General features: G+C 74.6%; 12 protein-coding genes. 3 read left to right on the plus strand and 9 right to left on the minus strand.

Translation table 11 applies throughout. The features are described 5' to 3' along the window. Positions 1–70 precede the first annotated feature (70 nt). The 3 genes from AB0A65_RS15090 (at position 71) to AB0A65_RS15100 (ending at position 3,289) form a co-directional block, all read left to right on the plus strand. The gene (locus tag AB0A65_RS15090) at positions 71–1,021 is read left to right on the plus strand and encodes an ADP-ribosylglycohydrolase family protein (RefSeq protein ID WP_359951538.1); all 951 of its coding nucleotides are present in this window, start codon (positions 71–73) and stop codon (positions 1,019–1,021) included. Between the two features lie 64 nt (positions 1,022–1,085). Beyond that, a complete protein-coding gene (locus AB0A65_RS15095; protein ID WP_359951540.1) occupies positions 1,086–1,718 on the plus strand; it encodes a phosphatase PAP2 family protein in 633 nt (210 codons plus the stop codon). Then, positions 1,715–3,289: a phospholipase D-like domain-containing protein gene (locus AB0A65_RS15100; protein WP_359951542.1), complete on the plus strand. Its 1,575-nt coding sequence runs from the start codon at positions 1,715–1,717 to the stop codon at positions 3,287–3,289. The genes AB0A65_RS15095 and AB0A65_RS15100 overlap by 4 nt, the downstream gene beginning before the upstream one ends. Here AB0A65_RS15100 and AB0A65_RS15105 read toward each other — a convergent pair. The 9 genes from AB0A65_RS15105 to AB0A65_RS15145 all read right to left on the minus strand — a co-directional run bounded on the left by AB0A65_RS15105 (position 3,227) and on the right by AB0A65_RS15145 (position 22,489). Continuing rightward, the gene (locus AB0A65_RS15105; protein ID WP_359951544.1) at positions 3,227–5,347 is read right to left on the minus strand and encodes a hypothetical protein; all 2,121 of its coding nucleotides are present in this window, start codon (positions 5,345–5,347) and stop codon (positions 3,227–3,229) included. The two genes, AB0A65_RS15100 and AB0A65_RS15105, sit on opposite strands and share 63 nt — an antisense overlap. Positions 5,348–5,490: 143 nt before the next feature. Continuing rightward, positions 5,491–6,624, minus strand: a complete 1,134-nt coding sequence (locus tag AB0A65_RS15110) for an NADP-dependent malic enzyme (RefSeq protein WP_359951612.1) — start codon at positions 6,622–6,624, stop codon at positions 5,491–5,493. Positions 6,625–6,756: 132 nt separating this feature from the next. Continuing rightward, positions 6,757–8,691 carry a hypothetical protein gene (locus AB0A65_RS15115; RefSeq protein ID WP_359951546.1) on the minus strand — a complete coding sequence of 645 codons (1,935 nt, stop codon included), beginning with the start codon at positions 8,689–8,691 and terminating at the stop codon, positions 6,757–6,759. Beyond that, positions 8,688–9,824 (minus strand): VWA domain-containing protein, encoded by a 1,137-nt coding sequence (locus AB0A65_RS15120; protein WP_359951548.1) that lies wholly within the window; start codon positions 9,822–9,824, stop codon positions 8,688–8,690. Before AB0A65_RS15120 ends, AB0A65_RS15115 begins: the two co-directional genes overlap by 4 nt. After that, on the minus strand, positions 9,821–12,091 hold the full coding sequence (locus AB0A65_RS15125) for a DUF5682 family protein (protein WP_359951550.1): 2,271 nt from the start codon (positions 12,089–12,091) through the stop codon (positions 9,821–9,823). Before AB0A65_RS15125 ends, AB0A65_RS15120 begins: the two co-directional genes overlap by 4 nt. After that, positions 12,088–13,173 carry an AAA family ATPase gene (locus tag AB0A65_RS15130; protein WP_359951552.1) on the minus strand — a complete coding sequence of 362 codons (1,086 nt, stop codon included), beginning with the start codon at positions 13,171–13,173 and terminating at the stop codon, positions 12,088–12,090. Before AB0A65_RS15130 ends, AB0A65_RS15125 begins: the two co-directional genes overlap by 4 nt. A 25-nt stretch (positions 13,174–13,198) precedes the next feature. Beyond that, positions 13,199–16,447 (minus strand): DUF4132 domain-containing protein, encoded by a 3,249-nt coding sequence (locus tag AB0A65_RS15135; protein WP_359951554.1) that lies wholly within the window; start codon positions 16,445–16,447, stop codon positions 13,199–13,201. A 67-nt stretch (positions 16,448–16,514) separates the two neighbouring features. Beyond that, complete coding sequence (locus AB0A65_RS15140) at positions 16,515–19,163, minus strand: DUF4132 domain-containing protein (protein WP_359951556.1); 2,649 nt, start codon at positions 19,161–19,163, stop codon at positions 16,515–16,517. A 2-nt stretch (positions 19,164–19,165) separates the two neighbouring features. Further along, the gene (locus tag AB0A65_RS15145) at positions 19,166–22,489 is read right to left on the minus strand and encodes a DUF4132 domain-containing protein (RefSeq protein ID WP_359951558.1); all 3,324 of its coding nucleotides are present in this window, start codon (positions 22,487–22,489) and stop codon (positions 19,166–19,168) included. Between the last annotated feature and the right edge of the window lie 12 nt (positions 22,490–22,501).

Below are 22,501 nucleotides of genomic sequence, written 5' to 3' on the forward strand. Positions count from 1 at the left end.
CGGTCAAGCTCCGCCCGACACGGCCCGTCTGGTGGAGGCCGGACCGGCAAGGACGCCATAGAATCCCGGCGTGACTGAAGCGCTCACGCGGCACGACCGCGTCCTCGGCTGCCTCGTCGGCGGCGCGGTCGGCGACGCCCTCGGATACCAGGTCGAGTTCGACGCCTGGAGGTTCATCGAAGCGGAGTTCGGCCCCGCCGGGGTCACCGAGATGCGGTACAACCGCGTCTCCGACGACACCCAGATGACGCTGTTCACCGTCGAGGGGCTGCTCCTCGCCGCGCCCGGCGACGAGGTCGAGTCCGTGCGCGAGGCGTACCTGCGGTGGCTGGAGACCCAGCGGGAGCCCATGCCGCCCTTGGCGTCCGAGGGCCTGGCGGCGCAGCCGTGGCTGTACGCGCGCCGCGCCCCCGGCAACGCGTGCATCTCCGGGCTCGCCCACGGCGCCCGCCCCGGCGTCAACCCGAACTCCAAGGGCTGCGGCACCGTCATGCGCTCCGCCCCCTTCGGACTGCGCTTCTCCCCCGCCGAGGCGTACTCGCTCGCCGAGCAGTGCTCCGCGCTCACCCACGGGCACCCGACCGCCGGGTCCTCCGCGGGCGCGTTCGCGATGATCACCGCGCACCTCGTGGACGGCGAGCCGCCGCAGCGCGCCGTCTCCGAGACCATGCTCCACCTGCGCCGCACCCTCGACCGGTCCGAGACCGCCGACGCGCTCCAGGCGGCGTACGCGCTCGCCGGGAACGTCCCGCCCGGACCGAACACCTGCGCGCCCCTCGGCGAGGGCTGGGTGGCCGAGGAGGCGCTCGCGATCGCCGTGTACTGCCTGCTCGGGACCGACGACGTGCGGGACGGCCTCGTCGCGTCCGTCAGCCACGGCGGCGACTCCGACTCGACCGGCGCGATCCTCGGGAACCTCTACGGCGCCGCGTACGGCCACGCCGCGCTCCCCCGCGAGTGGGCCTCGCAGGTCGAGGGCCGCGAGGTGATCACCGCGCTCGCGGAGCTCCTCTCGGCGTGAGGGGGCGCAGTGGGCCGGAACCGGCTGCGCCGCATCCGAAGCGCCGATGTGCCAAGCTGACACGATGACCGCACACCCCCTCCGGGCCCGGCGCGAGGTGCTGTTCGCGCTCGGGTTCGCCCTCGTCCTCGGCGGGCTCTACTCGTGCTACGGGGCCCTGAACCACGGCCCCGCGGACTGGATCCCGCGCACGCCGCTGGACGAGCACATCCCGTTCGTGCCCGCGTTCGCGATCCCGTACCTGTCGGCGTTCCTGCTCGCGATCCTCACGGCCGTCGTGTTCGCCCTCAAGGACGCGGACCTGGCGCTGAGCACGCTGCTTGCGGGGATCGTCCTGCTGCTCATCGCGTACGCGTGCTACCTGACGGTGCAGACCTATGTGGAGCGGCCGACCGACGTCGGGGAGGGGTTCCTGCCGGACCTGGTGCGGTTCGTGTACGGCAACGACGAGCCGTACAACGCCTTCCCGAGCCTCCACACCGGGTTCTCCACGGTGTTCGCGATCCACTGGCTCCGCTACGGCGGCAAGGCGGGCGCGCTCTGCACGGCGTGGTGCGCGCTCATCGTGCTGTCGACGCTGTTCATGCACCAGCACTACGTCGCCGACCTCGCCGCCGGGATCGCCGCCGGGACGATCGCCTCGCTCATCGCCTGGCGCGCAAGGGGACTGTGGGCCCCGAAGGCGCCCGCCGAGTGAACCCCGCCGCCGCCCAGGGGCCCCGGCCGACCGGCGGGAACGCCGTGGAGTTCCTGGTGGACAACGAGGACGCGTGGGGGCGCCTGGCCGAGGCCGTCGGTTCCGCGCGCGAATCGGTGCGGTGCCTGCTGTTCATGCTCGACCTCCCGCACGTGCGCATGGCCTTCGGCGAGCCGGTCGAGGGCCGGCGCGGCGCGCCCGGGAGCGTCAGGCTGGAGGAGCGGCTCGCGCAGGCCGCCGCGAACGGCGCCGAGGTGAGCGTCCTGCTCAACCACGTGCTCCCGGTGTGGTCCCCCGCGAACACCTCGCGGCAGGTCGAGCGGTACTTCAGGCGGTGCGGCGCCGAGGTGCGGATCAGGCGGCTGCGGACCCCGCAGGCCGTGCCGGTCCACGCGAAGCTCTTCGTCATCGACGGACGCACGGCGTTCTCGATCGGCTCGATCTTCGCGCAGGAGTACTTCGACGGCACCGGGCACCTCGTGGACGACCCGCGGCGCGGGCACCTGCGCTGGCGCAGTTCGGTCCTGGCGCCCACGCACGACGTGAGCGCGGTCGTGCGCGGCCCGGCGGTCGCCGACCTCGACGCGGCGTTCGGCCTCCACTGGGGGCACGCCGGACCCGCCGACCTCCCCGCGGCCGAGCCGCCCGAACCCGCCGGGACGCTTCAGGTCCAGGTGACGCGGACGCTCCACGGGGCGCGGTACCGGGGCCTCCCGGAGGGCGAGACCGGGATCTTCGAGTCGTACCGGCGGGCCCTGGAGCAGGCCGGGGACTTCGTGTACCTGGAGAACCAGTACCTGACGTCGGTGGAGGTCGCCGACGCCGTCGCGGCGGCGCTGCGCGGCAACAAGCGGTTGCAGGTGATCGCGCTGCTCAACTCCCGGCCCGACATCCCCGGGTACCCGCAGTGGCAGCGCGACGCGCTCCACCGGCTGTTCCGCAAGGCGGGGGACGCCACGGACCGGCTCGGGGTGTTCACCGCGTGGAGCCACCAGGGCCGCTCGGTGATCCGCACCCACATCCACTCCAAAGTGGCCGTCGCGGACGACGCGTGGGCCACCGTCGGGTCGGCGAACCTGGACGGGCTCTCGCAGCTCGCGTCCGAGCACCAGGCGCGGGCGCCGTGGCCGATGCGGCTGGGCGGCAGGCTCATCGGCGCGTTCGGAGCCGGGGAGGACTGCGACGCGCGGGCCACGGAGGTGAACCTCTCGATCGCCGACTTCGACGGCACCGGGGGCGCGACCACGGGCGCGCAGATCGCGGCGCTGCGGCGGCGGCTGTGGGCCGAGCACCTCGGGCTCGGCGCCGAGGAGCTGCGCGAGCGGCCCGCGGGCGGGTGGCTCGCCCTCTGGCGCGAACGCGCGGAGGCCAAGCGGCGCATGCTCATCGAGGCCCCGGAGCGGCCCGTGCCGTGCCGGGTCCTGCCGTTCCCCGGGGACGCGGGCGGGTTCCCGGACGGCACCCAGGACTCCGCGGTGTACCTGCGGGAGCTCGGGGTCGACCCCGGGTCACTCGACCTCCGGAAGCGCCTGCGCTCCTTCTCGTTCGCCTCGGGGGCGTGGCAGAACTGACGCGGGCGTCCACGCCTCGATCGCCGCGGCCACGCTCTCGTGCCGGAACACGTACGCGCCCCCGGCCTGGCGGCGCAGCACGCCGCGCTGGTGGGCCTCTTCGAGGAACCGCATGACGTGCCACGGCAGGTGACCGCGCGGCGCTAGCGCGAGCACCGCGAGTCCGAGGTGGACGAACGCGGCGGCTCCGGCCTTGCCGCCCTGGAGGGCGAAGAACCACTGGAGGCCGTAGAGGGTCGCGCCCGCGAGGGCGGCGGTGACGCCGAAGGCGGCGCCGAGGCGCCAGTCGCCGGAGACGAGGAGGCCGACGAGGAACGCGGGGAGGCCGTAGGCGGCGCCGAAGACGTAGCCGACGCGCAGGTCGCGGCGGAGGAGGAGCCGGGGGTTGGTGGCGGTGGGCTCGGCGTCGGGGGCGACCATCGCGTACATGGCGGCGATGGGGACGGCGAACGCGAAGCCGACGATGGGGCCGCGGGTCACGCCGACCATGGCGATCCCGGCGACGGTGGCGAAGATGAAGATGGGGACGCCGCTCTTCAAGGCGGCCATGAGGTGCTGTCCGTCCACTTGCACCTGGGTCTCGGCGGGGGCGGGCGGCTGGTTGCGGTAGCAGGCGGTGCCGAGGGCGATCCCGGCGACGAGGCCGAGGAGGACCGCGAGCGTGAACGTGGCGGGGGCGCCGATGCCGGTGCGGGCGAAGCCGATGGCGGCGCCGGTGAACACGGACGCGAAGCTGAGGCCCGCGCCGACGGCGCACGCGGCGATGCGGGTGGCGCGGCGGGCGAGGAGGGAGAGGCGCCACCAGCGGACGGGTTCGCGGTCGTCGCCGCGGGCGGTGCCGCGGGCGAGGAAGGCGAGCCAGCGCATGGCGTCGTCGCGGGCGACGCGGCCGCGTCGGCGCTCTTCCTGGCTGGGGGCCTGGGCGAAGCGGGTGGGGGCGAACTTGCGGAGGACTTCGGCTTTGATGGCCTCGGGGTCGGCGGGGGCGGTGAGGCGGGCGGGGTCGGTCTCGTCGTCGGCGCCGGTGTAGACCTTGGGCGCGAGGGCGAGCACGAGGGGGGTGGCGAGGGCGTCGGCGAGGGGGCCGCCGGTCTCGACGGCGGTGAGGACGGGTTCCCAGCGGGGGCGTTCGGCGGGGCGGAGGGCGGCGTCGAGGTAGTCGCGGATCTGGGCGGTGTCGAGGCGCTGGAGTTCGATGACGACGGCGTCGAAGCGGGGGGCGTGGCGTTCGGCCTCCCAGTACTCGGCGCGGCGGGAGGAGACGACGGCGCCGGGGATGTGGCGGGCGTCCTTGACGGCTTCGATGAGGGCGGCGCGGCTGTGCTGGGCGGTGCGCGGGGCCTTGGCGGGGGCCTCGTCGAGGGCGTCGAGGACAGGGAGGATGAGCTTGTTGTGGACGAGGCGGCGGGGCAGGTCGCGGCCGTGCTCGTCGGCGCCGAGCCAGGGGTGCTGGTCGGCGAGGCGGCGCACGAGCCAGTCTTCGAGGCTCTTGTCGGGGTCCCAGTCGGCGAGGGGGAAGAGGACGGGGACGGGGGCGCCGGGGTCGGCGGGGCGGGCGGCGAGGAGCGCGAGGGTCAGGTTGACCATGGAGGCGGTCTTGCCTGACTCGGGGTCGCCGAGGACGACGAGGGTGTGGTGGTCGGTCTGGTCGTAGAGCTCGACGAGTTCGGAGAGGGCGCCGGTCTGGTCGCCCCAGGGGCCGCCGCGGTCGGCGGCGGTGCGCCAGCGGACGTCGATGAGGGTGTCGGCGCCGGGGGCGAGGCCGAGGCGGGCGGCCTCGGCGGACCACTCCTCTTCGACGGCGTCGGCGAGGAGGGCGAGGGGGCCGTGGAGGTCGCCGCGGTCGCCGTAGCCGCGGGGGGCGGTGCGGCGGCGCAGGAGGCCGCGGAGGCCGATGACGGCGCCGGGGACGACGAGGGCGACGGCGATGATGATGCGGAGGGTGAGGTTGCCCTGGAAGAGGGGTTCGGCGGCGGGCAGCACCAGGGGGATCGCGACGACGGCGAGGAGGCCGGTGGAGACGCGGGTGCGCAGGTTCGGGGGTTTGGGCTCCGCCACTGCTCGTCTCCTTTCAGGGAGGGTTCAGTGCGGTGTCTGGGGCACGTCCTCGCAGTATGACAGCTGGCAGCCACTCTGTGTTCCCTTGCGTCCGAACGGGGGAACGGCCCGGCGGAGGCCGCCGGGCCGTTCGTTCCGGTGGTTCAGGCCGCGGCCTTGACGGCGGCGGCGACCGCGGGGGCCACCCGCGGGTCGAGCGGGGAGGGGACGATGCGGTCGGCGGCGAGGTCGTCGGCGGCGATGTCGGCGATGGCCTGGGCCGCGGCGAGTTTCATCGCCTCGGTGATCTCGGTGGCGCCGGCGTCGAGGGCGCCGCGGAAGATCCCCGGGAACGCGAGGACGTTGTTGATCTGGTTCGGGTAGTCGCTGCGGCCGGTGGCGACGATCGCGGCGTGCCGGTGCGCGACCTCAGGTGCGACCTCCGGGGTCGGGTTCGCGAGGGCGAACACGATCGCGTTGGGCGCCATGCCTTCGAGCGCGGACTCGGGGATCGAGCCGCCGGAGACGCCGACGAGGACGTCGGCGCCGCGGAGGGCCTCGGTGACGTCGCCGCGGCGGCCTTCGCGGTTGGTGACGGTGGCGAGGCGGGCCTTGACGGAGTTGAGGCGGCCGCGTCCTTCGTGGATGATGCCGGTGGAGTCGCAGACGATGACGTCGCCGACGCCGGCCTCGGTGAGGATCTTGGTGATGGCGACGCCCGCGGCCCCGGCGCCGACGACGGTGACCGTGAGGTCGGCGGCGCGGCGGTCCTGGAGGCGCAGTGCGTTGGTGAGCGCGGCGAGGACGACGACGGCGGTGCCGTGCTGGTCGTCGTGGAACACCGGGATGTCGAGGAGGGCCTTGAGGCGGTCCTCGATGTCGAAGCAGCGCGGTGCGGCGATGTCCTCCAGGTTGATGCCGCCGAAGGACGGCGCGATGGCGGCGACGGCCGCGACGATCTCGTCGGGGTCCTTGGTGTCCAGGCAGATCGGGACGGCGTCGACGTCGGCGAACTGGCGGAACAGCGCGGCCTTGCCCTCCATGACGGGGAGGGAGGCGGCGGGTCCGATGTCGCCGAGGCCGAGGACGGCGGTGCCGTCGGTGACCACGGCGACGACGTTGGAGCGCCAGGTGTGCGTGCGCGCCAGGGACTCGTCGGCGGCGATGGCCTCGCACACGCGGGCCACGCCGGGCGTGTAGGCGACGGAGAGGTCCTCGCGGCTGTCGAGGGGGACGGTGGTCGAAGTGCGGAGCTTGCCGCCGCGGTGGGCGAGGAAGATCGGGTCTTGCAGGTCGATCACAGTGTGTGATGGCACGGAAAGCCTCATTGCTTTGCTTCGTGGTGGATCGCCGACTCTGCGGAGGGGACGGTTGGTCCCGGTGGTGTTCGAGTGGCTGGTGTTGTGGCTGGGGATCTTCCCAAGAGACGGCTAGTGTAGCTCAGCGGTGACCAGCATCCGGACGGCGGCGGCGGTCCAGGCGGCGCTCTTCGCGGCCTCGTCCTCATTCCCCAATGCTTTGGACAGGTGCACGAAATCCGTTGCGGCCCTTTGGAGCCCGACCCGGTTCAGGGCCGAGGCGGCGGCCTCGACGCGGACGCGGGAGGGCTCGCGGGAGCGGCGCAGGCCCTGGTGGGCGAGGTCGGCGCAGACCGCGATCGCGTCCTCGATCGCGGCCGAGACCGGTTCGGAGACCGCGGACTCCCCCGCGGCTTCGAGCTCCGCGGAGTCGTCGCCGGGGGCCAGGTCGGGGACGACCGGGCCGTCGGCGGTGAGGATCGCGGTCGGCTCGACGATGAGCTCCCCGCGGTGGCGGTGGACGTGCCCGGCGACCGCGAGCGGGCCCGCGTTCAGGGCCTGCTCGGCGGCTTCGAGCGCGCCGGGCGCGGCCGAGGTGTGCGAGACGAGGACGCGCGCGGTGCCGCCGTCCGGTCCGGTGACGAGCGCGTGGAGGCGCTGCGAGGCCGGGTCGTAGCCGAGGAGTTCGGTGGACTCGACGGCGAGCACGCGCAGGGACTCGGCGGCCACGCGCGGGCGCACCAGCGCGGGCGGGCGCTCCCCCAGCTCGGCGGCGAGCGCGTCGAGGTCGGTGGCGCGCAAGGAGGCCGGGAGGTCGTTCCAGGCCAGGCCGAGCGGGAGGACCTGAGTCTTGGCGAGGCGGCCGGTGCCGAGCTTGAGGGCGCGGGCGGCGGTGCGGGTGGCGGCCTCGGTGACGGTGTTCCCGGCGGCGAGGGAGCCGATGCGGCACCCGGCGAGGCGGCGCGCGGCCACGTCGGCGCCGGTGACCTGCTCGTTCTCGGGGATCGGCCAGTCGCGGCGGATCGACAGGACCATGCCGGTCTCGGGCTGCGCGAGGTACAGCTCCAGGGTGCGGCGGTCCCCTTCGGTACCGACGCGGGCGCCGAGCCCGGTGAGGCGCACCAGGGTCAGCGGGGTCGCGTCCGCTTCTTCCGAGCCGAGGACGTGCGCGGCAGGGGTTCCCGTCGGGTGGGCGGCCGCCCTGGCACGGGCGGGGATCTCGGCGAGGAGCACGGCGAGGCGGTGCGGGTCGTACGCGGCGGAGCGGTCCTCGTAGCGCTGCAACTGGTCGATGAGGTCGTTGACGGCGCCCGCGGGCCAGTGGGCGCGGCGGCGGGTCAGGGCCTTCGACTCGCGCTGGAGGGCCGCGCGCAGGACCGCGTCGGCCCCGGCGGCGCCGTCCAGGAGCACCTGGTGGACCAGGTGGACCGATTCGGCGAGGGTCTCGGAGGGGTCCGAGCCGCCGACGCTGACGGTGGCCGCGTCGGCTTCGGCCTCCCGGAAGGCCCAGACGGCGAGGACGATCGCGGCGTCGCGGGCCGGGCCCGTGGCGTCGGAGTGGGCGTAGCCGACGTCGCCGGGGACGAGGAACTTGACGGTCGCCGCGGGGAGCTCCGCGGTCGCGTGCAGGTCGGGGCCGGGCCAGGTGAGGCGGGCGGTGTACCCGGCCTTGCGGGTGGCCTCGGCGGCCTTGAACGCGTGCGGGCCGAGCGCGGCGCGCAGCTGGTCGTCGGTGATGACCGCGGGGGTCTTCACCGGACCGGCGTCCGCGGGAGTCTCGGCGGCGGCGGGCGCGGCCTCCTGCTCGCGCTGGTAGGCGAGGACCGCGCCGACGCGGTGGCGGCACTTGCCGGGGGCGCCGCAGGTGCAGGTGGCCGCTTCGAGGCCGCCTTCCGCGGGGAGGACGGCGGTGGCGCCGTCGGGGAAGACCGCGGTGAGCGCGCCGTCCGCGAGCGCCAGCTCCGGGACGGTCCCGGCGTCGAGGTCCTTCGCGGCGCGCTTGACGAGGCCGCGGTTCGCCAAGGCGGCCAGCGCGTCCGGGGTGAGGGCAAGGAGGTCGTCTCTCACGTGCCGAGCCTTTCCGCTACGAATTCGACCAGGTGGGAGGGGGTCATGGCGCCGATGTGGGCGCCGACGTCGGACATGCGCTTGGCGAGGTTCCGGTCGTAGGACGGGTTCGCGTCCTCGTCGAGGGCGGCGAGGCCGAGGAACTGGGTGCCCTGCTCGCACAGCTGCTTCGTGGTGTGGACCAGCCGCGCCTCGCTGCCGCCCTCGTAGAAGTCGGTGATGAGCGCGACGATCGAGCGGCGCGGGTTCTCGATGAGCCCGGCCGCGTAGTCCACGGCCTTCGCGATGTCGGTGCCGCCGCCGAGCTGGACCTTCATGAGCAGCTCCACCGGGTCGTCCACTTCGGAGGTCATGTCCACCACGGAGGTGTCGAACGCGACGAGGTGGGTCTTCAGGCCCGGCAGGGCGTACAGGCACGCGGCCGTCACCGCCGAGTGGATGACCGAGCTGGTCATCGAGCCGGACTGGTCGACCAGGAGCACCAGCTGCCACTGCTCCAGGCGCTTGGAGGTGCGCGAGTGGAAGTGCGGCCGCTCGATGGAGACCTGGCGGTCCTCGGGGCTGTAGTGCTTCAGGTTGGCCTTGAGGGTGCGCTTGAGGTCGAAGTCGCGGGCGCGGCGGTGGAAGCTCGGCTTGCGGCTGCGGCTGCCGGTGAAGACCGTGCGCACCTGCACCGAGAGCTTCTCCACGAGCTGTCGCACGACCTCCTCCACGATGCGCCGCGCGGCCTGGAGCACCGCGGGGTTCATCAGGTGCTTGGTCTGGAGCACGGCCTTGAGGAGCGCCGGGTTCGGCTCGATCCGGGCGAGCACGTCGGGGTCGGTGAGCACGTCGTTGATCTGGTAGCGCTCGATCGCGTCCCGTTCGAGCCGCTCGATCGTCTCCTTGGGGAACAGCCGGTGGATGTTGTCCAGCCAGTCCACAGTGGTCACGATCGAGGGCTCGTCACCGCCGTGGCGGTCCGCGCCGCGGGCGCCGCCGCGGCGCACGTCGCGCTTGCCGAGGTCCTCGTCCCGGCCGTACAGCCAGTCGAGGGCGGCGTCGCGGCCCGCGTTCTCCTGGCTCAGGCCGCCCGTGCAGCGCTCGGCGGCCGGGCCGAGGATGAGCCGCCAGCGTTCGAGGTCCGCGCTCATGAAGTCTCCGTTCGGAAGTCGAGGTTCTCGCGAGCGAGGACGGCCTCCACGCGCGCTTCGAGCGCGAGCGAGCCCGCCACGGTCATCGGGTCGACCTCCAGGCGCGCGGTCAGGGACGCGGCGTCGCCGCCGCCCTGGAGGGACACGACCCGCTCGGCGATGAGGCCGCGCTCGCGCGGCGGGAACATCGCGAACGCGCCGCGCAGCGCCGGGAGCGCTTCGAGGAACTCGGCCTCGTTCAGGTCCCCCACGAGCTCGTCCACGGCGGCGATGACACCCTCGTCCTCCGCCACCACCTCCTCACGGGCGAGCGAGAACAGCCCTGCGAGCCAGTCCCCCAGGCGGTCCGGCGAGGCCGCGCCTTCGGCCGCCGCGGCGGCGTCGGCGGGCGCCCCGAGGGCCCAGGCGAGGCCCAGGGCCGCGCCGCGCAGGTCCGGCGGGGCCTGCGGGTCGAGCGCGATCCGGTCGGCCGCACCGGTGACGGTGCCCGCCGCCGGGGCGAGCCCCGGCGCGTGGCGCACCGCGTCGCGCAGCGCCACGAGCGCACGCAGGCGCCCCGGCTCAGCGGGACCGGGCGGGGCGTGGAGCCCCTCCACGAGCCACAGGATGCGGTCGCAGCAGGACGAGACGACCGAGCCGTACAGGTCGCTCCCGGCCGTGCCGAACAGGTGGTCGTGGCGCCACAGCGCGAGCGCCACGGCGAGCGCCTGTCCCACGGCGGCCACGTCGCTGGAGTCGGCCACGGCCGCCTCCACCGCGGCGCCGAGCCGGTCGGTCAGGTGCGCGCGGCCGCACAGGGCGGCGTCGAAGAGGATGGAGGCCAAGGCGTCCAGGGCGCCGTCGCGGTCGAGGCGGTGCTCCAGGACGGTCTGGGCCGCGTCGCCCAGGGTCGCGCCGAGCGCGCCCGCCTCGATGAGCGCGGGCAACCGCTCCTCGCCGGGGCGGAGCGTCCAGTGCTCCTCGGCGGTGACGTCGGCGCCCGCGGAGGGGCCGTCGTCGCGGCGGACTCCCGGGACGCTGAGCAGCCGCAGGCAGTGCAGGACCCGGCTGCGTTCGAGGTCGGCGGGGCGCGCGAGGTCCAGGCGCAGCGACCCGTCCTTGTCGAGCCCGAGCCGCTCCATCTCGGCCTGCGCGTCCGCGACGAGCGGCGGCGCGGGCGTGTCGGGGTGGAGGCGGCCCACGCGCTCGCCGGTGAGGGCCGCGGTCATCTCCACGACCACCGGATGCGTTCCGGCAGTGAGGGTCCCGCGCCGCGTCCACGGCAGCGGGGTTTCGAGGTCGTCGCTGATGAGCGCGCTCGCGAGGCCGTCGAGGAGGTCGGTGCGGCCCGGCACGCGGTGCCCGCGCAGCCGCGCGAGCCCGTCGGTGAGCGCCCGCGCCCCGATGAGGTCCGAAGTGGAGACGTGGAGGCCCTTGCCGCGCAGGCGGGTCGTGATGCGCTCCATGAGGGCGCCCGCCGCGACGGCGGGGCCGTCCTCCCACAGGCGCTGGTAGAACTCGGGCGAGGGCATCCCGGACTGGTAGCCCGCGAACGCGTCGAGGCGCCGGAACGAGTACGGGACGAGGAACCCGCCGACCTCGGTGCCCTCGGGCGGGCGCGGCACCTCGGGGGCCGCGGTGTCGCCCTCGGCGGCGAGGCGGCGCAGCGCGGGCGCGTGGAAGCCGCCGCAGACCACCAGGACCGGTCCGTCGGTCTCGGCGAGGGCGGCCCGGATCCACTGGGCCATATGGGCTTCGCGGACCGTGTCGGTGCCGTTCGCGTCGGCTTCGCCGCGGACCAGGTCGAAGTAGCGGTCGAGGCGCTCGGCGAGCCCCTCGGGCTCGGCGTTCTCGACCAGGTGGTCCCACAGTGCGTCCTGGTTGTCGGCGCTGAACGCGGCGCAGAGCCGGTCGGTGGCCTCGGTGTAGCGGCGCTCGGCGTCGGAGTAGCGGTTCTCGACGCCGTCGAACGCGTCGTGCCAGGCGGGGAGGTCGATGAAGCGGACCTCCGCGCCGGTGCGGCGGCCCTCGGTGAGCGCGGTCCACTCGGGCGAGTAGTCGCACAGCGGGGTCCACGAGCGGCGCACCGAGTTCTCGGTGCTCGCGTACGAGTAGATCGCCACGGGCAGTTCGTGTTCGAGCGCGAGCTCGTCGAGGCGCCCGTTGAAGTCGGCCGGGCCCTCGATGAGCACGGCCGCGGGCCGCAGCTCCTCGATCCGCTGGGCGACGAGGCGGGCGCAGGCGGGCGAGTGGTGCCGCACGCCCTGGACGTGGAGGCGGTCTGTCATCCCGGCAGCAGGTTCCGGGCCTGGTAGAGCGACTGCCAGTGCGGGCCCTTGCGCTTGGGGGCCTTCTGCTCCAGGTACCGGCGCAGGCGCGCGAGGTCCTCGGTGGAGTCCTTGGCGGCGGCGCCGGCCATGCAGTCGACGATGTCGCCGGCCTCGGCGTTGCCGCCGCGCAGGTACCACGCCTTGATGCCCACGGCGTGGGCCACCGAGACGGCCTCGGCGGTGGACATGACGGCCTGGGGGCGCCCGCCGTTGGCGTCGCCCACGCGCAGGTCGCGGAAGACCCGCACGAGCACTTCGAGGACGTCGCGGGAGGGGGCCTGCGGGACGCCGGAGCGGGCCAGCGCGTTGGCGGCCTCGTGCTCGACGAGGTCGAGCTCGGTCTTGAAGTCGGCGATGGGGAAGACGGTCTCGAAGTTGAAGCGGCGCTTGAGGGCCGCGCTCATCTCGTTGACGCCGCGGTCGCGGGTGTTGGCGGTGGCGATGATGTTGAAGCCCTCGCGGGCGAAGACCATGGAGTCGCCTTCGAGCTCGGGGATGGCGAGCACGCGGTCGGAGAGCGGGGACAGGAGCGAGTCCTGCACTTCGAGGGGGCAGCGGGTGATCTCCTCGAAGCGCACGACGCGGCCTTCGGACATGCCGCGCAGGAGGGGCGCGGGGACGAGGGCGCGCTGAGTGGGGCCTTCGGAGACGAGGAGGGAGTAGTTCCAGGAGTAGGCGATCTGGTCCTCGGTGGTGGAGGCGCCGCCCTGGATGGTGAGGGTGGAGTCGCCGGAGACGGCGGCGGCGATGAGCTCGGAGAGGAGCGACTTCGCGGTGCCGGGTTCGCCGACGAGCATGAGGCCGCGGCTGGTGGCGAGGGTGACGAGGCCGCGGTCGATGAGCGAGGGGTCGCCGACGAACTTCTTGGCGATGCCTCGGGCCTCGTCGCCGCAGATGAACGTGCGGGCGGCCTGGAGGCTGAGGGCCCAGCCGGGCGGGCGGGGGGCGTCGTCCTCGGCGGCGAGCTTGGCGAGCTCATCGGCGTAGCGCTGCTCGGCGGGGGGCCTCTGGAGGCGCGGTTCGGCGGTCTTGGCGGTCATGTGCGCCTTTCTTGGCGGTAGGGCTTTAGTCGGTCGGGTCGGTGTGGCCGCTGAGGCGGGCCAGGAGTTCCGCGGCGGCCACCGGGTCGACGGCGCTGCCCGGAAGGGGGCGGGCGGCGTCGGGGCGGCGGTTGCGGTTGGTCTGGAGGCGGACGTCGGTCAGGGTGTGGACGACGGCCGGGTCGGGGTCGTGGCGGGCGGGCGCGGGGTCGACGTCGCCGAGGAGCCAGCCGCCGGGGACGGCGCGCTGGAGGCGCCAGACCCAGGCGTCGGAGGTGGCGAAGGAGGCGCGGGTCTGGGTCCAGCCGAGGCGGGCGCCGAGGTCGGCGAAGGTGCCCTGGTACCCGTCGAAGCGGGTGAGGCGGCCGGTGGCGAGCTCGTCCTCAGTGAACCCGGTGCCGGGGCGGGAGAGCTGGTCGAACGGTTGCAGGAGTTCGTAGTCGGCGATGAGGGAGATCCACGCGGCGGTGTCGTCGCCGAGGAGCGCGGGGTGGGCGAGGCGGATCGCGGCGGGGTCGGGGTGGAAGACGCGGTCGTGGACGTCGGCGAAGCCGCCGTCCTCGGCGATGCGGAAGCCGGTGCCGCCGGAGTGCCAGACGAGGCGGCGGGGGAAGACCCCGGCGATGGGGTGGGCGTCGAGGACGCGGAGGTCGTCGAGGGTGAAGACGCGGCCGGTGAGCATCGCGGAGCGGAGGCGTTCGGCCTGCTCCTCGGCGGTGGCCTCGACCCGCTTGACGAGGGCCCGGTAGCGGGTCTGGCTGGCTTTGCCGAGGGCGGGGTCGTCGCGCTGGGCGGGTTTGGGGAGGGCCTTGCGGGCCTTGCCGTCGCCGTCGGTGAGGTGCGGGGTGAGGAGCCGGTCGAAGGCGAGGTGGAAGCGCCTGGGGCCGTAGTCGAACGTGAGGGTCTCGGGGTCGGTGATCCCGGCGTCGGAGAGGAGCCGGTCGGTGAGGCCCTCGTAGGTGAGGTCGCGGGCGGCGGCGATGCGCTCGGCGTGCTCGCGGGCGCGGTCGGAGGCGGTGTTGCGGAACTTGAAGGACCGCTCGATGTCGCGCAGGGCGGTGAAGGCGGCTTCGGTGCCGATGTGGTTGAGGACGTCGAGGCCGGTGAGGGCGCGGTCGTGCTGGCTGCGGCCGGGCCATTCGGCGACGAGCGGGCCGAGGGCGGTCGCGGTGGCGTCGTCGCCGAAGGCGCCGAGCTGGTCGACGGCCCAGGAGTCCTTGCTGGGGGCGTCGGCGCGGAGCCACAGGTCGAACAGGGCGAGCGAGAAGCGTTGCAGGGACGCAGGGTCGCAGTGCTCGGCGTAGTCGTCGACGCCGGGGAACGGCAGGCGCGGCGTCCACAGCGCGAGGGCGGCGATGAGGTGGCGCACGGCCTCGGCGGGGAGCGCGGTGGAGCTGTCGCGCAGCATGACCGGGGGGAGCATGGCGGGGTCGGCCCACGCGCCGGGGCTGACGGTGCCCGCGAGGGGGATGCGGGCGTCGGTGGCGAGGACCGCGGCGGTGCGGGGGCGGGCCTCGGCGGGCGCGGCGGCGAGGACGGCGGGGGTGCCGAGGCGGCGGGCGAGGTAGCGGAGGGCCGCTTCGCCGCCGTCGCGCAGGCGCTTGTCGGGGCCGAGGGCGCAGGGGACGAGGAAGGGGACGGCGTGCTCGGCGTGGCGGTCGAGCCAGTCGGCGGCGTGGGTGCGCGCGGACTTGAGGCGCGCGAACCAGTCGGCGGCGAGCGCGGCGGCCTCGGCGCTGCGGACGGGCACGAGCGCGTACGCGTACTTGGGGGCGTCCTTGAGCTTCTTGAGGATCGCGGGGGCCTCGGCGGCGCCGCCGCGGGCGAGGCGGCCGCGGAGGCGGTCGGCGAAGCCGAGGCCGAGTTCGGTCTCGGCGGCCCAGTACTCGGCCTCGTCCCATTCGCCGAAGGCCGGTTCGAGGGCGAGGGCGGCTTCGCGTTCGCCCGGGGCCCAGACGATCTCGACGGTGCCAGGGGCGGTGAGGCCATCGAGGGGCTCGGGGGCGCGGCGGCGCTTGCGCTCGGCCCACGGGGGCGCGGTGAGCGCGGGAGGGAGCGTGTCGGCGACGGCGGGCGCGGCTTCGGCGAGGAGCGCTTCGACGGCGGCGCGGTCGGTGTCGGCGAGGTCGTGGAGGACTTCGGCGAGGGGGACGGCCTCCTGGCGGAGGGCCCCGGCGAGGCGGAATCGGTCGGCGGGCGCGGTGGTCGCGGCGAGGGCGGCGACGGCGCGCGCGAAGCGGCGCGGGTACCGGACGGCGGCCGCTTTGACGGCGGCGAGGGCGCCGGGCCGGTCGACGCGCTCGACGATGAGGAGCGCGGCGTCGTCGCCGGGGAGCAGCGCGATCGCGTCGAACAGGAGGGTCCGCTGGGCGAGGTCGAGGCTGCGCTGGTCGAGGGTCTTGACGAGCGCGGGGAGGGCCGCGGCGCCGGTGTTGCGCACGAGCTCGGCGAGGAGGTGCGGGCGCACCTGGTGGGTCGGGAGGGCGTTGAGGCGGAACGACTTCAGGTGCCCGGCGCTGGAGGCGGAGCAGAGGACCGCGTTCTCGACGGCGGCGGTCCCGGCGTACCCGGGGTGGGTGTTGCGGGCGAGGCAGGCGGCGTCGACCCAGTCGGTCTGGCCGGGGAGCAGGACGGCGGCGGCAACGAGCTTGAGGACGGTGTCGCCAGTCTCGCGGGCGGCCTCGACGGCGCGGCCGTACTCGGCGTCGTCGGCGGCGGCGAGGAGGCCGCGCAGGAGCGGCAGGGCGCCTTGGGGGTCGGACCAGACGACGGTCCACTTGAGGCTGGAGAAGGACCCGGCGGCGATCGTGGGGAGGGAGTTCGGGGACCAGGTGCCGGGGGTGGTCCAGCTCGTGTCGAGGGCGAGGTCCTCCATGGCGGCGGCCACGGCGAACGGGAGGCCGTGATCGGCGGCGACGGCCGCGTACAGCTCCCGGTTGTTCGCGGCGTGCTCGCCGCCGGACTCGAAGAGCGCGCCGCGGTAGTGGTCGTCGAAGCGGAGGATGCTGAGGACGGCGGCGGCGCCGAGCGGGCTCGGGTCGCCGTTCAGGTGGGCGAGTCCGGCGCGGCTCGCGGCCGGGTCGCAGTCGGGGTGTTCGAGGGCCGCAATGAGGTCGTCGCGGCGATCGTTGCGGATCACCGCGAACTTCTTCGACGCCTCGGGGTCCGGCTCGACCGCTTCGCCCGTTCCGTCCCCGCGCCGGGGCAGCAGCCGAGCCGTCCACTCGGCAGGAAGGATCAGTCGATCTTCTTGCGCTGCAACGGTTTCGGTCATGTCGGTCCTTCGCGGGGGCGGTCGGTTCCCCAAGATCATAGAGACAGGGTGCGACATCCCCCCGGAGTCATCGCACCGTCAGCTGTTCGAGAAAGGAGAGGACCTCGGAGGCGGCGACCGGGTCGAGGCCGCGCGGCGCAGGGTCGTCCGCGGACTCGCCCGTACTCAGCCGCACCGCCTTCAGTGTCTGCCGCGGCTCGTAGGAGGGCGCGGCGGGGTCGATGCCGGGCGCGAGGCCCAGCAGCAGGAACCCGTCCCCGGGCAGCTCGCGCTTCAGCCCCAGGGGTTCGCCCGGGGCGGAGTACGCGTCGCTGTAGCTCCACCACGAGCGGCCACGGCGCAGCCCGATGAGCGGCCCGACCGGGACGCTCAGCCCCTCGAAGCGGGCCAAGCGACCGGTCGCGGCCTCCTCCGGGGTGAGCGCCACGACGGTGCGGGCGAGCTGCGGGAACGGCTGCGCCAGTTCGTAGTCGGCGAGCACCTCGGCCCACGCGGGGACCTCGGGGCCGAGCAGCAGCGGATGCGGCAGGCGCACCGCGCAGCGTTCGGGGAGGCGCCTGGCGTTGTCGTGGACGTCGGCGAACGTGCCGTCCTCGGCCACCCGGAACGAGGTCCACTCGCGGCCCTCGGTGTACTGCCACACCAGGCGGCGGGCGAGGTGGCGCATGAGCGCGTGCCCCGCGAAGTACCGCTGGAAGTCGGCGCGGGCCCACACCCGGCCCGCGGCCATCGCCCGTTCGAGGCGCTTGGCCTGCTCGGTGCCCACAGACTTCAGGCTCCGCTTGAGCCGGTCGAACCGCGCGGCCGCGTCGGCGGCGGCCTCCGGGTCGTCGTCGGCGGCGGGCTTCGGGAGGCTCCTGCGCACCTTGCCCTTCGGGTCGATCGCGAACGGCTTGAGCTGCTCGTCGAAGCCGACGGTGAACGCCCGCGGCCCGAAGTCCAGGGCCATGCGGCCGTCGGCGTCGAGCTCGAAGTCCGGCACGAGCCGGTCGAGGAGCTGCTCCTCGTCGAGCCCGAGCCGGGCCGCGATCCGGTCGACCTCCGCGAGCGCGGCCTTCTTCAGTCCCTTGTAGGCGGACGTGCGGGAGACGCGGTGGACAGCGGCGAGGGCCTCCTCGGTGCCTATGGCGCCGAGGAGTTCGAGGCCGCGGACCGCGCGCTTGTGGAGGCTCCGGCCCGGCCACTGGAGGATCAGCGCTTCGAGGCGCCGCACGCCCTCATCGTCGGCGAAGCGCACGAGCTGTGCGAACGCCCACGGGTTGCCGCGGTCGGCGGCGAGGTCCCAGGCGGTGAACACGCCCCAGGACAGCTCGCGGAGGCTCGCGGCGTCGCAGGTCGCGATCGCCGCGTCCACGGCGGGGTGCGGGGACTTCGGGGTGTCGAGCGCCAGCGCGGCGATGAGGTGGGCGACGGCGGCCTGCGGGAGGCGGGCCTTGCGGCCCTTGAGGAGCACGGGCGTCGCGGCGCACATGGCGGTCCAGGCGGGCGCGGCCTTGCGGGACGGCGGCTGGGCCAGGGCCGCGGGGACGTCGGGGGTCTCAGGTGGGAGGCCGCGGTACTCCAGGAGCGCGTCGACGCGGTCGCGGTCGGCGGGGTCGAGCGCGTCGCGGGCGGGGCCGGACAGGACCGGGTGCGACTGGACGAGGCCGGTGAGGCGGGTCAGGTCCTCGCGGTCGGCGGAGACGGCGAGGTCGGCGACGGCGCGGAGGGTGCGCACGGGGAAGCGTGCAGCGACGCCTTGGAGGCGGTCCCAGGTGCGGTGCCGCGCGATGCGTTCGAGGAGGTGCCGCACCGCTTCGTCGCGCGGCAGGGACGCGAGCACGTCGAGGACGAAGTCGCGGCGGCCGTCGTCGATGGTGGCGAGGTCTGCGGCCCCGGTGAGCAGGGGCGTGCAGTCGAGGCCGATCCCGTCGAGGAGGGTCCAGACGACGTGCGGGTAGAGCCCGACCGCGGGGAGCCGCGTGAGCCGCGCCCGTTCGAGCTGGTCCATGGTGGAGGCGCACTGGAGGAGCCAGGCGTCCACGCCGAAGTTGGCGAAGCGCCGGTGCGGCCGCTCGTCGCAGACCGCGTCGACCCAGTCGGTGCGCTCGGGCGCCAGGTAGGCGCGGGCGGCGCGCTGGATCGGGTTGCGGTCCTTCGTCTCGAAGACCGCGGTGACGCGCTGGTACTCGGGTTCGGGCATGTCCGCGAGGTGGGTGCGGAGGCGGGCCAGCTCGCGGCCGAGGTCCCGCCACGGGAACTCGTCGGGGTCGGCCGGGACCGCCGCGACGGCGAGCGATTCGAGGTACCGGCCCGGGTCGGGCACGCCGCGGAGGACCGGGTGGACCATGGCGACCGCGAAGTAGTCCAGGACCGCGGCGGCGGCGAACTCGGCGCCGTGCTCGCCCAGCCAGGCGTCGTACTGGCTGTAGCCGGGCTCGCGCCACAGCGGCGTCCCCACGGCGTCGTCCACCAGGAACGCCGCGGCCGCGCCGAGCGGGTCTGGAGTCCCGTCGAGGTAGGACCGCAGTGCGGCGGCGATCGGCGCCGCGGTCAGGAGCTCGGCGGCGGCCCGGTCCAGTTGCTCCCGCCGCTGCTCGATCCCGGCGTACCGCCACCACTCGGTGTCGCCGCCGCGGGGCGCGAACGGGCGGGCCGAGCGCCCGCCGCGGCGCGGGAGCGCCTCGGCGAGCTGCTCGGGGGTGAGCGCGAAGACGTGCTCGTCGGGGAGGTCCACGGTCACTCCTTCGCGGTGATCCGGGTGAGGGCCGCGAGGACCTCGGAGGCGGTCACCGGGTCGATGTCGGTGGGGTGGTTGGGTTCGGGGTTGCGGCCCGCGGCGGACCACCAGTAGTCCTCGGAGGCCATGATGCGCACGCCCGAGAGGGTCTGGACCGGGTTCTCGGCGATCATGCCGACCCAGATGCCCGGGTCGAGGGCGACGGTGATGAACCCGCCCTTGGGGAGCGGGAAGTACATGCCCGGTTCGACGCCGCCGTCCTCGGGCGAGGACCGCTGCCAGCCCTTGCCGGTGAGGCCGAGGAGTTTCCCGACCTCGACTTTGGCGCCGTCGAAGCGGGCGAGGCTGCCCGTGGCCAGTTCCTCTTCGGTGAAGGCGAGGATCGGGCGGGAGAGCTGCTCGAAGGGTTGCAGGATCTCGTAGTCGGCGAGGACGCCGGCCCAGTCGGCGGCCCGCTCCCCCATGCGGATCGGGTGGTCGAGGCGGACCACGGCGTCCTCGGGGAGGTCGAACGCGTCGTCCTCGACGTCGGTGTAGGTGCGGTCCTCGGCGACGCGGAACGCGGTCGGGACGCCCCCGGATTCGGCGGACCAGACGAGGCGGCGCGCGAGGTGCCAGGTGAGCGGGTGGTGCACGTAGTAGCGCTCGAACTCGTCGCGGGTCCAGGTGCGGCCGTTGACCATCGCCGCTTCGAGGCGCTGCACCTGGTCGGCGGAGACCGTGCGCAGCTCCTTCTTGAGGAGCGCGAACCGCTTGTAGGCGGCGTCGGCCTTCTCGGCGTCGTCCTTCGCGCCGGGCTTGGGGAGGCTCTTGCGGGGCTTGCCGGTCTCGTCGGTGACGAACGGCTTGAGCTGCTCGTCGAACACGACGGTGAACGTGCGCGGCCCGTAGTCGAGGACGAGCGCGCCCTCCTCGCCGAGGCCGTAGTCCGGGAGGAGCCGGTCGGCGAGCTGCTCGCGGGTGAGGCCGAGGCCGTCGGCGATGGCCGCGATCTGGACGCGGGCCTCTTCCTTGAGCGCCTTGAACTTCACCTTCTCGGCGATGCCCTGGATGGCGCGCAGGGCCGCCTCGGAGCCGATCGCGCCGAGCACGCCGAGGCCGTTGACGGCCCGCTTGTGCTGGGCCTGGCCGGGCCATTCGCGCACGAGCGGGGCGAGGAGGCGCACCGTCTCGTCGTCGGCGAAGTGGGCGAGCTGGGTGAGCGCCCAGCCGTCCTTCGAGGGCGACCCGGAGGAGAGCCACAGGCGGAACAGGCCGCGGGAGAAGCGGGTCAGGGACGCGCGGTCGCAGGCGGCGGCGACCGCGTCGATGCCCGCGTACGGGTAGTCCGGGGTGGACAGTGCGAGGACGGTGACGAGGTGGCGCACCGAGTCGGCGGGGAGCGCGCGGTCCCCCGCGGCGGTGAGGACCTGCGGCAGGAGCCGCGGGGCGACCCACGCGCCGGGCTTGGGGACCTTGACGCCGCGCGGTTCGAGGGGGTCGCCCGCGAGGAGTTCGGCGATCGCGGCGACGGCTTCGGGGCCGTACGGCTCGGCGGCGGCGGTGACGGCCTCGGTGCCGACGCGGAGCGCGATGTTCCACAGGGCCCCTTCGGCGTTGCCGCGGAGCTTCTTGTCGGCGCCGAGCGCGTCGGGGATCAGCAGGGCCGCGGCCGCGGCGCCGTGGCGCTCGAACCAGGCGACGGCGCCGACGCGGGCGCCCTTGAGGCGGGCGTACCAGTCGGCGGCGAGGCGCGCGGCCTCGACGCTGAGGATCGGGACGAGGGCCTCGTGGTAGTTCGGGTGCGAGCGCAGGGCGGTGACGACCTTGTCGGCCGCGGGCGGCCCGAAGCGGCCGAGGACCACCTTGAGGTCGCCGGTCGTGTAGGGGCTGAAGGAGCCGTCCCACTTCTCCAGGGCCTGGAGGGCGAAGGACGTGGGCGCGTAGGTGACCATCACGGAGTAGTTGTGGCGCACGGCCCCGCGGCCGACGCCGCCGCGGTCGAGCATCTTCTGCCAGTCGGCGTCGGTCTGGTTCCGGAAGTAGTCGTACTCCGGTTTCGCCCAGCGGTCGGCCTCCCCTGCGGCCCAGACGACCTGCGGCTTCGCGTCCGAGTGCACCTCGATGACGACGGGCTTGCGCTTGGCGCGCTTGGCGGTCCACGGCGGGGCGGTGAGGACCCCGGGCAGGTCGGCGGCGTCGGCGTCCGGGATCAGCGCGGGGGCCAGCAGTTCGGCGATGGCGGCCGCGTCGTTCCCGGCGAGGGCCTCGCGGGCCGCGGCCGGGGCGGCGTCGGCGACCGCGGCGAGGCGCGGCAGGAACTCGGGCTCGGCGGTGCGGGACGCGGCGGCGACGGCGCGCAGGACGCGGCCGGGGAAGCGCACGGCCGCATCGGCCGCGACCTCGAAGACCTGGGCCTCGTCGAGGCGGGACACCAGGTGGGCCATGGCCTCGTCGGTGGGCACGAGCGCGATCGCGTCGAGGACGGTGCGCTTCGCGGCCGCGTCGAGCTGCTGGCGGCCGGTGGCGATGAGGAACGGGAGCGCGGCCGTGCCGAGGTTGTCGAGGATCGCGGTCGTGGCGTACCGGCTGACCTGCCACTGGTCGAGCTTGGAGATCCCTGCGGCCGTGAGGAGTTCGGGGCGGTCGACGTTGATCCACAGGAGCGGGTGGAAGTAGCCGTAGCCGCTGGTCTTGTGCTCGCGGCAGACCTCTTCGGCCCAGTCGGGCCGCTCGGGCATGAGGACCGTCGCGATGAACCGGAGGACCGGGCCGGTGCGGTACTTGGCGAGTTCGTCGGCCACGGCCGCGTACTCCTCATCGGAGGCGGCGGCGAGGAGCGCGCGGAGGCGGCGCACGCCGCGGTCGTGCTCGGCGTAGAGCCGGTTCATCTCGGTGGGGCCCACGGCCCTGAGCCTGCGGTCGCGCAGCTCGTCGGGCTTGTTCCAGCCGCCGCTGGGGTTCCACGCGTGGATGCCGAGGCGGACCGCGCAGGCGGCGACGGCGAACGGGAGGCCGAAGTCCTGCACCCACGCGTCGAGCTCCGGCCGGAGCGTCGTGTCGGTGCTGCGGCGGTCCGACTGCTCGCTCAGGGCCGCGAGCGCCGCGGCCCCTTCGGGGTCGGGCTCGCCGTCGAGGTGGCGCAGGGCCGCGTCGGCGTGCATCGTGTTCGCGCCGGGCGCGAACGCGGCCCGCAGGTCGGCGTCGCGGGACTTGAGGCGGGCGCGGACGAGCAGCGGGGCCTTGGGGTCGAGCTCCCCGGGCTCGCCGGTGCGCACGCCGCGGCGCGGCGGCAGCTCGGCGAGCCAGTTCGCGGGGATCTCAAGGCGGTCTTCAGAGGTCATGCGGTGTCCTTC

The organism is Glycomyces sp. NPDC047010, from assembly GCF_040644205.1.
Classification (GTDB): domain Bacteria; phylum Actinomycetota; class Actinomycetes; order Mycobacteriales; family Micromonosporaceae; genus Glycomyces.